The 12,686-nt window shown below is 43.8% G+C and carries 11 protein-coding genes; 6 read left to right on the plus strand and 5 right to left on the minus strand.

Annotated features, from left to right (window positions below):
* The 3 genes from O9300_RS16195 to O9300_RS16205 form a co-directional block, all read left to right on the plus strand.
* A partial coding sequence (locus O9300_RS16195; protein WP_287972744.1) for a hypothetical protein occupies positions 1-212 on the plus strand: 212 nt, incomplete at its 5' end.
* Positions 212-661, plus strand: a complete 450-nt coding sequence (locus tag O9300_RS16200) for a DUF29 domain-containing protein (RefSeq protein ID WP_287972746.1) — start codon at positions 212-214, stop codon at positions 659-661. The genes O9300_RS16195 and O9300_RS16200, both read left to right, overlap by 1 nt.
* Before the next feature lie 12 nt (positions 662-673).
* Entirely contained in the window at positions 674-1,423 is a 750-nt protein-coding gene (locus O9300_RS16205; protein ID WP_287972748.1) for an amino acid ABC transporter ATP-binding protein, read from the plus strand.
* Between the two features lie 18 nt (positions 1,424-1,441).
* Here the strand turns inward: O9300_RS16205 and O9300_RS16210 are convergent, their stop codons facing one another.
* The 4 genes from O9300_RS16210 to O9300_RS16225 form a co-directional block, all read right to left on the minus strand.
* Complete coding sequence (locus O9300_RS16210; protein WP_287972750.1) at positions 1,442-3,007, minus strand: cation:proton antiporter; 1,566 nt, start codon at positions 3,005-3,007, stop codon at positions 1,442-1,444.
* Between the two features lie 148 nt (positions 3,008-3,155).
* Positions 3,156-6,458: an efflux RND transporter permease subunit gene (locus O9300_RS16215; RefSeq protein WP_287972751.1), complete on the minus strand. Its 3,303-nt coding sequence runs from the start codon at positions 6,456-6,458 to the stop codon at positions 3,156-3,158.
* Positions 6,459-6,464: 6 nt separating this feature from the next.
* Entirely contained in the window at positions 6,465-7,664 is a 1,200-nt protein-coding gene (locus O9300_RS16220) for a proton extrusion protein PcxA (protein ID WP_149987747.1), read from the minus strand.
* 245 nt (positions 7,665-7,909) lie between these two features.
* The gene (locus O9300_RS16225) at positions 7,910-9,043 is read right to left on the minus strand and encodes a glycosyltransferase (RefSeq protein ID WP_287972753.1); all 1,134 of its coding nucleotides are present in this window, start codon (positions 9,041-9,043) and stop codon (positions 7,910-7,912) included.
* A 285-nt stretch (positions 9,044-9,328) separates the two neighbouring features.
* Between O9300_RS16225 and O9300_RS16230 the strand changes: the two genes are divergently transcribed.
* From O9300_RS16230 to nblS, 3 genes are all read left to right on the plus strand, one after another.
* Positions 9,329-9,508, plus strand: a complete 180-nt coding sequence (locus O9300_RS16230; protein ID WP_002798263.1) for a hypothetical protein — start codon at positions 9,329-9,331, stop codon at positions 9,506-9,508.
* 75 nt (positions 9,509-9,583) lie between these two features.
* Positions 9,584-9,931: a DUF4359 domain-containing protein gene (locus O9300_RS16235; protein WP_287972754.1), complete on the plus strand. Its 348-nt coding sequence runs from the start codon at positions 9,584-9,586 to the stop codon at positions 9,929-9,931.
* A gap of 283 nt (positions 9,932-10,214) precedes the next feature.
* Positions 10,215-12,212, plus strand: coding sequence for a two-component system sensor histidine kinase NblS (gene nblS / locus O9300_RS16240; protein ID WP_287972756.1), 1,998 nt, complete (start codon positions 10,215-10,217; stop codon positions 12,210-12,212).
* On the opposite strand, the gene O9300_RS16245 is transcribed toward nblS, so the two are convergent.
* The gene (locus tag O9300_RS16245) at positions 12,193-12,552 is read right to left on the minus strand and encodes a hypothetical protein (protein WP_287972758.1); all 360 of its coding nucleotides are present in this window, start codon (positions 12,550-12,552) and stop codon (positions 12,193-12,195) included. The genes nblS and O9300_RS16245 overlap by 20 nt on opposite strands.
* Positions 12,553-12,686 lie beyond the last annotated feature (134 nt).

Consider the following 12,686-nt stretch of genomic DNA (forward strand, 5'->3'; position numbering starts at 1 on the left):
TGAAACCCTTATATAGAAAGACATTGCCGCAATATTTGTCAATTGTTTTCAATCTAGAACGAGCTAATCAATTAAGTCTCTTGCCAGATAAGGATTTAGCCGATTTCTGCCACCCGATCGAACCATACCAAGTAACGAAGAGCCGCATCTTTTATGCTATCATTCCTAGGAACGGGTTATTTTTAATCATGTCCCCATTTGATCAAAGATAATGCTTGCTTTAGAACAGCTTTATGAACGGGAGTATGATCGCTGGTTAAGCGAGACGATCGAGTTATTAAAAAATCGTCAGTTCGATCGGGTAGATTACGAACATTTAATCGAGGAGTTGGCAGCTTTGAGACGAAGCGAAAAAACTGCTGTTAAAAGTTTAATTTTATCGATAATAATCCAGCTGCTACTCTATCAATTTTGGACGACAGAAAGAGAAAAAAATAGTAATCATTGGGCGGCAGAGATTATCACTTTTCGAGTACAATTAGAATATAAGCTCACCACCAATTTAAGCAAATTTATAGAACTAGAGTTAGAAAATATCTATGAAAACGCTCGCTTAATTGCCGAAAAAAAGACAGGATTAAAAAATTTACCGATAATTTGTCCCTACTCTCTGAGACAAATTCTTGAGAAACAGTGGTTTCCCGATACAGATAATCAATAAACTCTCAAAAATATGGACTCTCACAACAGTGAACCGATTATAATTGCCGAAGCTGTGGAAAAATGGTATGATAACCGCTTTCATGCTTTGCGGGGAGTCAATCTCACCGTTAATAAACAGGAAGTTGTCGTGATTATGGGGCCGTCCGGTTCGGGAAAATCCACCTTTATCCGCACTTTTAACGGGTTAGAATCTTATCAAAAAGGCCGCATTATTATTGACGGAATAACTGTTTCCCACAACCTGAAAAATATCGAGGCAATCCGTCAGGAAGTTGGCATGGTTTTTCAACAATTTAACCTCTTTCCCCATCTGACGGTATTAGATAATGTCACCCTCGGTCCCATCTGGGTGCGCAGTTGGAAAAAAGCGCAAGCGGAGGAAATAGCGAGAAAACTCCTCGAAAAAGTTGGTATTCTCGAACAAGCGCTTAAATATCCCCCCCAGTTATCGGGAGGACAACAGCAGCGGGTGGCAATCGTTCGCGCTTTGGCCATGCAGCCGAAGGTGATGTTATTCGATGAACCCACCTCAGCTTTAGACCCAGAAATGGTGCGAGAAGTCTTGGAAACGATGCAAAGTTTAGCCAAATCGGGGATGACCATGGTTTGTGTCACCCACGAGGTAGGATTCGCGCGAGAAGTGGCCGATCGAGTGGTATTTATGGATCAGGGTTTAATTTTGGAAATTGCCCCCCCAGCAGAATTTTTTAATCATCCCCAATCCGATCGAACTCAGCAATTTTTAGCAAAAATTCTTTGATTTTCCATGACTTGATCATTAAACCATCTCTTTTTCTTCTTCTACCTCCACTAAAAGGGGAACGAGATTTTCATTTAAACGACCGGCTCGAATTAATTCTGCGTAGGTATTAGCTTCGATATCAAGTAAAGTATCTTGAAATTGTTCGGCTACCACATCTTTTAATTGTGGGTGTTCCTGTAGTAATTTTTGCAACTGATCTGCCAAGGACTTTAATTGTCCTTCCACCAGAGTTTTTTTGTCGCGATAAAATTCGGGATCGATATCGGGAAAACGTTCTGGTTGTTGCAGATAATTGGCAACCCTAGTTAAGGCAATCTGACGAGCAATTAAGGCCGAATATTCGGTGCGAATCGGTTGATCACCGATAAGATTGAGGGCATTTAACAGCCATTGTATAGATAATCCTTGCACCAATAAAGTAAATAAAACCACCCCAAAAACCACGTCAATAATTTCTTGACGGTAGGGGATAGACGTAGGAACACTTAACGCTAGGGCGATCGAAACCGAACCGCGCAATCCTCCCCACCATAACACCGTTCTTTCCTTAAAACTGATCCTATTGCCCGTAATTAGGTTACTAATTCCCCCTAGTCCAAAAATGGACAGCAAACGGGAAACCACCATAGCGGCGATCGCTATTAAAATCCCGGTTAAGTGACTACCGAGACTCTCAAAACGGGTTTGATCGCCGATCAGTAAAAAGATGATGGAATTGACAAAAAAGGCGATAAATTCCCAAAATTCGCTAACTACCAAGCGGGTGCGGGGACTCATCCCAATGCGGGAACCGAGATTACCGAGAATAATCCCGACAATTACCACCCCAATCACACCGGATCCGCCTAATTTTTCCGTGACGAGATAGGTTCCGTATGCAGAAACTAGAGTAAGAGACTGTTCCACAAAAGGCAAATCGAAGCGTTGGGTAAGGTAGGAAATGCCGAAACCGATCACGCAACCGACACCGATCCCAATCCCCACAAAGGTGCAGAAACGAGCGATCGTCACGGGGACGGAAAAGGTGTCGACTCCTAAGGGAATCCCCACCAAGAGGACGAAAGCGACCACAGCGACCCCATCATTAAAGAGACTTTCCCCTTCCATCAGGATCGTTAGTTTTTTACTGGCCCCCAATTCTTTAAATAGGGCAATCACAGAGACGGGATCGGTGGCAGCTAGGGCAGCACCCAACAGAAAAGCGATCGATAGGGGTAAATTAGCAAAGATATGTAGGGGATAGGCGACTCCCAAAACGGAGATAATTACCCCGATAACGGCAAAAAGGACGATAGTAACCCAATATTCCTTTAATTTAGCCCAAGGAATATTCCAAGCGGCTTCAAAAAGGAGGGGAGGCAGAAAAATTTCCAGAATTAATTCCGGGGAAAGATTAACTAGACGCAAATCTAAAAAAGCTAAACCCATACCGACAATCACTAACAGCAGGGTGTAGGGAATTTTGCGGAGGAAGGCAACGGTTCTCGATAAAGTGGCGACACTCAAGGAAATGGTCAAAACTAGCAGGAATTGCTCTAAATTATGAGCGATCGCCTCGTTAGCAGTAGATTCTAGACTCATTATTTTCAGTTATCAGAGATGGGGTGTGGGGTGTGGGGTGTGGGGTGTGGGGAAGTGGGGGGGTGGGGAAGTGGGGAGGTGGGGGAATTTCAACTAAAACCCTAAAACCCTAAAACCCTAAAACCCCAAAACCCCAAAATCTAACACCCTAGTCATTCGGGGACTGAGGAGAGATTTTCAAAGAGGAAATGGCCCCTTCTTCTATGGGGGTTTCTGATGTATTCCTTTCCCCATCGAGAGAAGGGGTTTTTTTGCCGCCAGAACCGCCACTTTTCGGGGGTTTCGAGGAGAGGAATCGGGCCTCGAACTGTTTGATCAGCACATACAACACCGGGACGAGAAATAAACTCAACACCGTGGAAATCAGATAACCGCCTAGGATTGCAGTTCCCAGAGACCAACGACTCATCGCCCCGGCGCCGGAAGCGATAACCAAGGGCAAGAAACCGACTAAACCGGAAATAGCCGTCATCAGAATCGGTCTTAAGCGTTCCGTCGAGGCCCGGGCTGCCGCATCGGGAATACTTAAACCCAAAGTACGGGACTGGTTAGCGAATTCCACGATTAAAATCGCATTTTTAGCCGCTAAACCGATCAACATGACCAAAGCCACCTGAGCATAGATATTATTATTCACCGCCGGGAACAGACTACCCACTTGTAGGAAATTCGCCCGCAACAGTAAGGCCCCCATGGCACCTAGGATCGCTAGGGGAACGGTAATCATGATGATAATCGGGTCAATGTAGCTTTCGTACTGGGCCGCAAGGACGAGGAAAACCACGATAAAGGCTAATCCGAAGATAACTGGGGCAGCCCCGGCGGAAGTTTTTTCTTGGAAAGCTGTACCCGTCCAAGCGTAACCGAAACCGGGCTGCAGGACTTTCCGACAAACATCTTCCATCACTGCGATCGCCTGTCCCGTACTAAAACCGGGGGCGGGACTACCCTGAACGTTAATCGAGGGATAGAGGTTAAAGTTAGTGATAATCGGTGGATAGGTGAAGCGTTTGACGCTAACCAAACCCGATAGGGGAATATTGGCCCCGGTACGGGAACGGACGTAAAGACGGTTAATATCTTCAGGATTAGAGCGATAATCCGCTTCTGCTTGGGCAAAGACTCGATACAAGCGATCGCCTAAGACGAATTGATTGACGAAGTTGGAACCGAGATAGGTTTGCAGGGTACCGAAAACGGCCTGCATATCGACGTTTTGCGCCTGTAGCTGGTTGCGATTGATGGAAAGTTCCAGCATCGGCGTGTCGGTGGTAAATTGGGTGAAAATTCCCGATAATTCCGGTCTTGTTCGGGCCTCGGCCATGACTTTATTAGCGTTGGCAATCAAAGCGTCCATGGGGAAAGAAGCGCGGTTTTGGATAAATAACTCGAAACCGCCGGTAGAACTTAATCCATCCACGGGGGGCGCATTAACGGCGAAAGCGCGAGCATCTGGGACTTTAGTGGCTAATTGTTGGTTAATTTTCCGCAGAACCCCGAAAACTGACTTATCTTCGCCGGGCCGTTCCGACCATTCTTTTAACTTGACAAAAAATAGTCCTTGGTTGCTACCACTTCCGGCAAAACTAAAGCCCGCCATACCGACAAAGTGTTCGATTTCTTCGATACCGTCGAGAATTTCTTCGTTAATCTGACGGATAACCTGGTCGGTGTAGCGCAAGGAAACCCCGGCGGGTGCTTGCACCAAAACGAAGGCATAACCTTGGTCTTCTTCGGGGATAAAACCCTGGGGAGTGGTGCTATAACTCCAAGCTGTGAGAAAGAGGGCGGCAATAAAGAATGGTAACACTAAAAAACGGATGCGGATCAGAAATTCGATCGAGCGTCGATAGCCTTCTTTAACTGCGTTGAAACCCCGATTAAAGCCCTCGAAAAACAGTCCCAAGGGTCCGCGGGTGCGTTGGGGCGCTTTCATGATAATCGCCGACATGGTGGGGGAAAAACTGAGGGCGTTAAAGGTGGAGATGATAATTGAAGCGGAGATGATGACGGCAAATTGTCGATAAACGATCCCCACCGTACCGGGGAAGAAGGTGACGGGAATAAAAACTGCCAGCAGTACAAGAGAACTAGCAATCACCGCCGAGGTTAACTCGCCCATGGCATCGAGGGCAGCTTGAAATGGCCGCATTCCCTGCCGTAATTTTTCCGATACCGCTTCTACGATCACGATGCCGTCGTCCACCACTAAACCAGTGGCCAGAATGACGGCAAACAAGGAGAGGTTATTGAGAGAATAGCCTAAAGCCAGGGCGACGGCCATGGTTCCGATCAAAGATACGGGAATAGCGATCGCCGGAATGATCGTGGTGCGCCAATCCTGAAGGAAGATAAAAATGACGAGAATAACCAGTAAAATCGCCTCAACCAGAGTGCCAAAGGCTTCTTCTAGGGAAGCGGCGACAAAGGCGGTATTATCGAGGGTAATGGCGATATTTAACCCCGGGGGGAAACTTGGTTCTAGTTCCGCCATTTTTTCTTTTACCAGTTTGGCAGTATTCCAAGCGTTGGAACCGGGTAACTGATAGACGATATAGACAACGGCGGGGGATTTGTCGAAATAGGCGGCGGTACTGTAGCTTTCGGCTCCGATTTCTGCGCGTCCTACGTCTTTAATTCGGATTAAATCGCCATTTTCCCCGACTTTGACGACAATATTTTCCGCTTCCTCCCCGGTGGCCACCCTACCAACGGCGCGAATGGCGATCTGGAATTGCTGCTCTTCGGGACTGGGATCACCGCCAATTGTCCCCGCACCCACCTGAATATTCTGTTCTCGGATCGCCTGTACTACTTGTTCCGCCGATACGCCCCTAGCGGCTAAAGCATCGGGATTAAGCCAAAAACGTAGGGCGTATTCCCTCTCCCCGATGATTGTTGTACTACCAACCCCCTCGATCCGGCGAATCTCGGCATCGATGACCCGATCGACAAAGTTACTTAAAAAGACCGTATCGTAGGGATAATTGCCCTTTTCATCCGGTTTGGCGGAAATCCCGTAGGCAAGGGTAACGCTGGGGGATTGGGTATTGGTTGTCACCCCCTGCCGGTTCACTTCTTCCGGTAAACTAGCGGCCGCAGTACTGACACGGTTTTGTACCAAGACTTGGGCAATGTTACGATCCATTTCCACCGGGAAAAAGACATTCACCGTACTTTGTCCGGTGTTGGTACTCTGGGACTGCATATAAACAATCTGTTCTGTCCCGTTAATCTGGCGATCGAGTACCGTGGTAACGTTATCCTGTACGGTTTTGGCATCGGTTCCCAAATAGTTGGCATTTACCGCTACCTGAATAAATGCCAACTGGGGCAGTTTTTCTAGGGGTAAAAAGGGAACAGCGATCGCTCCGATCAAAACGATTAAAATCGAGCAAACTGTGGTCAGAACGGGTCTTTTAATGAAGGTATCGGCAATACTAAGGATCATAGGGCGTTACTGGTTCATCTTTTCTAGGATAGTTGCGGCAGTGGGAGATTTACGAGTCAGATAATTAAATATTAATAGTTTAAAGATGGTATCTAGGATAACGGGAACCGTGGCCACAAACAAGCTAATAAATGTAATATTCTCGCGCCAACCAAAGTGCCGGAACAAAGTTTCTAAGATTACCGTCCAACCCTCCGCCGAGTGAAACCCGACAAATATATCGGTAAAGAGAATAAAGATAAAGGCTTTGGTTATATCATTTAAGCTGAGAAAATAACGACTAACATAAGCTCGCGTAATTGCCAATTGTTGACGACCAAAAATTAAGATCGCAATAAAGGCTATTAATCCAGTGATATCGGAGAGTAAGTTTTTCCAACCATCTTGACTTTCATAACCCGCTTCTCTGAATAATTCCTCCACCTGTTCCCGAAAATTTTCTTCTGATTTATGCCCTGCTTTTACTACTCCTAAAACCTGCTTGATTTCTTCAATTTCTTGAAGTCTAGCAAATTCCCTGAGATATTTTTCGCCAATTTCCTGAGAAATATAAACTTCTGATATTTTCGCTCTATCCACACCAAAATAGTTTAAAACAGGGCTAAAAATAAAGTTTCTACTAATAACCTGCACCAAGAGAGGAACTAAAATAATAATCAGGATAAAACGAATAGCAATACGTTGCTGTTGTCGCAGGGTACGGAGTTGTTTAATAACGGTTTGTTCGTATTCGGGGGTTAATTCTTGCTGGAAGTTAAAAAATTTATTACTGGTTGCAGGAGAAATTATCTGGTTATCTTTATCCCTGGGTTTATCACTGGTGAGATTGGTATTAGGCAGATTTGGGGTTTGATTATTCGGTAATGGGGGCAGCAATTCCCCTAAATCTAGGCGATATTTACCGATAATGTCCTCGATCACCTTTAAAGTCTCTAAGATGTTATTATTTTCTGGGTTAGTTTGCGGATTGATAAAATTACCCAGACGCACTTGAGTTAAATCGAAACGTATCTGTAATAATTCTCGCTCTAGGGTACTTTGAAAGTAATCATAAACACTTTTTCCTCCCACGGCAGCCGGGGAAATTTTTTGTCCCCCAAAATGTTTATCTTCGATCGCTTTAATTTTCAGCGCTCTCTGATAAGCTGATTCTAAGGCCACTAAAGAGCGTCTTTCTACCCATTGATTAACTCGATTCCAAGGCACGGCTATAATCCTCGCTTTTCTGTCATCACAAGCACCACGGTAAGCTATCAGCGTTGGCATCTCCACTTTAGATAAATATCCATAATATTACATTTTGGGCGCATTGACTGCATTCTCACCATTGGTGAAATACAGAGTTTCTCATCAAGATAAAGTGTAACCTAATTTGTTATCGACGACCGATGACCGACTCCCTAAAACGAAAAATTCCTAGCTCACCATTAAGATAACTGCTCTAATTAAACTTAGCAATAATTTTTAGATATTGAATGTTCCTCTATAAACAAACTGTAAGCATTTCTAAAAACCTCTGGAGTAAATCTATTAGCCTGTTGCCGACAATCTTCCGGATCAATTTTATCACCGTGATCAACAAAATATTTAACCGCTTCCAGCAAAGATTGGGGATTTTGTTCCCCAAAAAGTAATCCTGTTCCCTGGGGAGAATTTTCCCGCAGCTCTCGCACGGTTTCTAAAGCACCTCCGGCAGCAAATGCAATCACGGGAGTACCACAAGCTTGCGCTTCCACTAAAGCAATACCAAAATCCTCACAGGCAGCATAAATAAACGCTTTTGCTTTCGACATATATTCTGCTACTATTCGATCGGACACGGAACCTAAAATCTGAATATTATCCTTAGCTAACTGTCGGATTAAAGCCATTTGTGGACCATCTCCAATAACCACTAGGGGTAATCCCAATTGATTAAACGCTTCCACAATTAAAGGGACTTTTTTATAACTAACCAAACGAGAGACTACTAAATAAAAATCTTCTTTTTTCTCTTGGTAGGGAAAACGCTCGATTTGTACGGGAGGATAAATAACTTTTGCCTCCCGTCGATAACAGCGCCAAATTCGTCTAGCGGTGTGGTGGGAATTAGCCAGAAAATAGTCCACACGATTAGCAGAAATCACATCCCACTGACGCAAACCATGCAAGAGATAACGGGTGAAAATACCGGGTAATCCTTGTCCTAACTTACTATTAGCCAGATAGTCAAAAGTTAAATCCCAAGCATAACGCATCGGAGTGTGACAATAACAAATGTGCACCTGATCCGGTCGAATTAACACCCCTTTAGCCACACAATGGGAGGAGGATAAAATCACATCATAATCCTCTAAATTTAACTGCTCGATCGCTAGGGGAAGAAAAGGTAAGTATTTTTGTACGCCATTTCTCGCTTTCGGGAAATTTTGCAGAAAAGTTGTCCCGATCGAGCGACCATAGAGATAACTATCGGGATTAGTGGACTCAAAATCGATCAAAGCGTATAAATCCGCCTCTAGACATTGTAAAATCTCCTTAACCACTAATTCCGATCCCCCCGTCGCCTTTGGGGTTAACCACTCGTGAACCAGAGCATACTTCATAGGATAATCAATAATCTCAGCCGTAATTATAGCAGTAAGGGATCAATAGTTCACTTACTGGTTTTCTCTTCCCCAAAATTACCGATACCTATCCGATCAAGGTAAAAAACACCAGAAAGAAATTATTAAAATTTTCCAGAAAAATTGCAAAGTTTAGTAAAAATTACTAGCAAGATCAGATGATCTACTCCATAATGGGGATCAAGGAAAAAATAGACTTAAACCGATTGGGATCAAGAAAAACTAGCTTGATATACAGAAGATAACTAATTAATGAGGTTTGCTATGATCACCCTGCAACAAGTACGCTGTCCTAATTGTGGAAATTTTGCCGAAAGACAGCATATTTTAGAACACCATCTCGTTAGCACCGCCTGTTCTCACTGTGATTATCTGTTAATTAGCTGCAGTCTGACGGGAAATGTACTAGAGTGCTATGCACCCGGTATTGGTTTAAGAAGTTAACGCCGCTCCCTAGCCAGATCGCAAATGTCTTGTCAAAATAGAGTGGAGAAGACAAAATCAAGGAGCTAAGTAGCTATGGGGGGTAATTTCTTCAAGGGAGCGATCGCCTTGGGGGTGGTAGCGGGGATTATGGGATTTACCAATCCACCCCAAGAACTTTACAGCGAATACGCCTCGGAAAAACTCCTCGCTCATGCCGACAAAATCGCTTGCGAGAAAATCAGTCTCTGTGGCTCGATCGATTCTTTGCCAGTGGCAGCCAGAAATGTGATCAAAAATCAAATCTTAAAACCAGCGATCGAAACCTCTAGTCAACGGCAAAATCTAGGTGTGTTCAGTATCTACACCACAGAAGTACCGGGGGTGGCTAAAATTACAACTCTTGGCGCTTTTGGGCATTTCTTGACTTTCTCGGAGACTTAGGTGAGATTACTGCCAGCTTAGATAATAGACCTCTTGTAAAAATCAAAAATTGTTGTTAGGGTTAGGAGTCAGTAGCCAGTAGTCAGTAGTCAGGAGAATTAAGAAGGAATAATAATCAGTTAAATGGTCTATTTACAGACTTTATGCCGTTTAATCCTTATTTTTGCCGTTTTTGAACCCTGAAAAATTAATTATGCAAGAGGTTTAATGAGTTAAGATGATTATATTAACCCGCGATTTGAGCGATAGACTCCTCAAGAACACCGATTAATCCTGCCTAACCGTGTTTAATTTTCTGCTCATTCTCCGAGAAGCGATCGCCCGTTGGTGGTCCGAATTCACTCTCCAAACTAAATTAATGGCCGCGGCTACTTTAGCCGTTTCTTTGTTGATGAGTGGTTTAACCTTTTGGGCGGTTCACACGATCCAGCAGGATGTCCGTCTCAATGATACCCGTTTTGGCCGGGATTTAGGGCTGTTATTAGCCGCTAATGTCTCCCCTCTGATTGCTGAGGACAATTTAACCGATTTAGCCCGTTTTTCAGCCCGTTTTTATAGTAGTACCTCCAGTGTGCGTTATTTGATCTACGCTAACGAGGAGGGTCAAATATTTTTCGGCATTCCCTATTCTACCGCCGAAGTTAAGAACTCCCTGACGATTGAGCGTCGCATTCAATTACCGGAAAATTATGGCGAAAATGCGGAAACTCCCCTCGTCCGTCAGCATAAAACCCCCGACGGTGAAGTAACCGATGTCTTTGTTCCCTTAAATCATGAGGGCAAATATTTGGGAGTATTAGCGATCGGGATCAATCCTAACGCTATTGTGGTCGCTTCTTCTAATCTAACCCGTGATGTGACTATTGCCGTTTTTGTCTCGATTTGGGCTATGGTGATTCTGGGGGCGGTTTTTAATGCTTTAACTATCACCAAACCGATCAAGGAGTTATTAGTCGGCGTCAAAAATATTGCAGCAGGAAATTTTAAGCAGCGCGTTGATTTACCCTTGGGAGGAGAGTTAGGGGAATTAATTCTCAGTTTTAATGAAATGGCGGAAAAGTTAGAACGATACGAAGAACAAAATATCGAAGAAATGACCGCCGAAAAAGCCAAATTAGATACGTTAATGTCCACTATTGCTGATGGGGCGATTCTCTTAGATACTAATTTTCAATTATTATTAATTAATCCCGCAGCTCGGGAAATATTTGGCTGGGAAGATCGGGAAATTATCGGTAAAAATGTTCTACATCTTTTTCCTTCGGAGTTAACGGTTAGACTAACTAAACCTCTCTATCAAATTGCGGCAGGAGAAACCCTCCAGCCAGAAGAATCGGCTAATCAAAATCATCATCCTAAAAATGCTGTTATTGATCAGGAAAATAATAACTATTCCCCAGCAGAATTTAGATTATCTTTAACTAACCCGAAAACCCGGACAATTCGCCTTTTGTTAACTCAGGTATTCGATCAGCATCGGGAGAATGTCCGGGGAATTGCCATGACGCTACAGGATATAACTAGAGAAACAGAATTAAATGAGGCAAAAAGTCAATTTATCAGCAATGTTTCCCATGAGTTAAGAACCCCTTTATTTAACATCAAATCTTTTATTGAAACCCTGACAGAATTTGGTGAGGATCTCAGCGATACAGAAAAAAGAGAGTTTTTAGAAACCGCTAATCATGAAACCGATCGCTTAACTCGTTTGGTTAATGATGTTCTCGATCTTTCTCGGTTAGAATCCTCCCGTAACTATAACTTAGATGCGATCGATATCGGACAATTAATCGAACAAACCCTAAGGACCTATCAACTCAATGCTAGGGATAAAGGACTAGAATTAAGCTCGGAAATTGAAGCCAATTTACTACCAATTTTAGGTCATTATGATCTACTTTTACAGGTATTAACTAATCTAGTCGGTAACTCCCTAAAATTTACTCCTGCTGGCGGTAAAGTGGTGATTCGTGCCTATAAAATAAGCAGAGATAATCCCCAAGAAACTCCCAAAATTCGCGTGGAAGTATCCGATACTGGTATTGGCATCGATGCCGAGGATCAAAGTGCCATATTCGATCGCTTCTATCGGGTAGAAAATCGCGTTCATACCCTAGAAGGGACGGGATTAGGATTATCGATCGTCAAAAATATTATTGAAAAGCACTATAGTCAAATTAATTTGATTAGTGAAGTGGGAATTGGCACAACTTTCTGGTTCGATCTAGAGCTATATCAAGGCTTGATCGCCAGCAAGAAAATTAACGACGTGAGTTTATAAAAGCTAGGGCAATACTGCCCAAAATCAGGGTTAATAATAGCAATAATCCCTTATTTCTGAGACACCAATTTTTAAAAACCCTAGGCAGAGGGAGAGGAGGAATTTTTTCTGCTATCATTTGGCTATTTTTGTATAAAGTGCAGCTACTAGCGTAGGGACGTTGGGGAAAATTACAGCTATCATCGCCATGATAAAGACAAGTTTGACATAAAAACTCGCCGGTGACAGCTTGATGCAGGGTCATGCCGGGATGACCATAGGCCTTGAAAATATTAGCACAGTAGGGACATTGCAAGGCTTGACTATCGACCTTGTGCTGACAACGAGGACAGGTAATCATCGGAAATTTTGGGTCTGAAACCCCGCCGTTCTAGGTTGGCTTTACGTTAGAATTAAAAGGCCAGTCTCGAAAACCAAGTGGACGGCGCAGCACCTTGAAAACTCGGCTTAGGGGGTTCCGACCAGAAAAGCTTG

This window comes from Microcystis sp. LE19-195.1E, assembly GCF_027532095.1.
GTDB classification, from domain to species: Bacteria; Cyanobacteriota; Cyanobacteriia; order Cyanobacteriales; family Microcystaceae; genus Microcystis; species Microcystis aeruginosa.

Excerpts from the sequence above, each read along its gene's own strand:
- O9300_RS16210 (WP_287972750.1), bottom strand. The coding sequence starts at position 3,007 with ATGAGTCTAGAATCTACTGCTAACGAGGCGATCGCTCATAATTTAGAG.
- O9300_RS16230 (WP_002798263.1), top strand. The coding sequence starts at position 9,329 with ATGATCACCCTGCAACAAGTACGCTGTCCTAATTGTGGAAATTTTGCC.
- O9300_RS16225 (WP_287972753.1), bottom strand. The coding sequence starts at position 9,043 with ATGAAGTATGCTCTGGTTCACGAGTGGTTAACCCCAAAGGCGACGGGG.
- O9300_RS16200 (WP_287972746.1), top strand. The coding sequence starts at position 212 with ATGCTTGCTTTAGAACAGCTTTATGAACGGGAGTATGATCGCTGGTTA.
- O9300_RS16205 (WP_287972748.1), top strand. The coding sequence starts at position 674 with ATGGACTCTCACAACAGTGAACCGATTATAATTGCCGAAGCTGTGGAA.
- O9300_RS16235 (WP_287972754.1), top strand. The coding sequence starts at position 9,584 with ATGGGGGGTAATTTCTTCAAGGGAGCGATCGCCTTGGGGGTGGTAGCG.
- O9300_RS16215 (WP_287972751.1), bottom strand. The coding sequence starts at position 6,458 with ATGATCCTTAGTATTGCCGATACCTTCATTAAAAGACCCGTTCTGACC.
- O9300_RS16245 (WP_287972758.1), bottom strand. The coding sequence starts at position 12,552 with ATGATTACCTGTCCTCGTTGTCAGCACAAGGTCGATAGTCAAGCCTTG.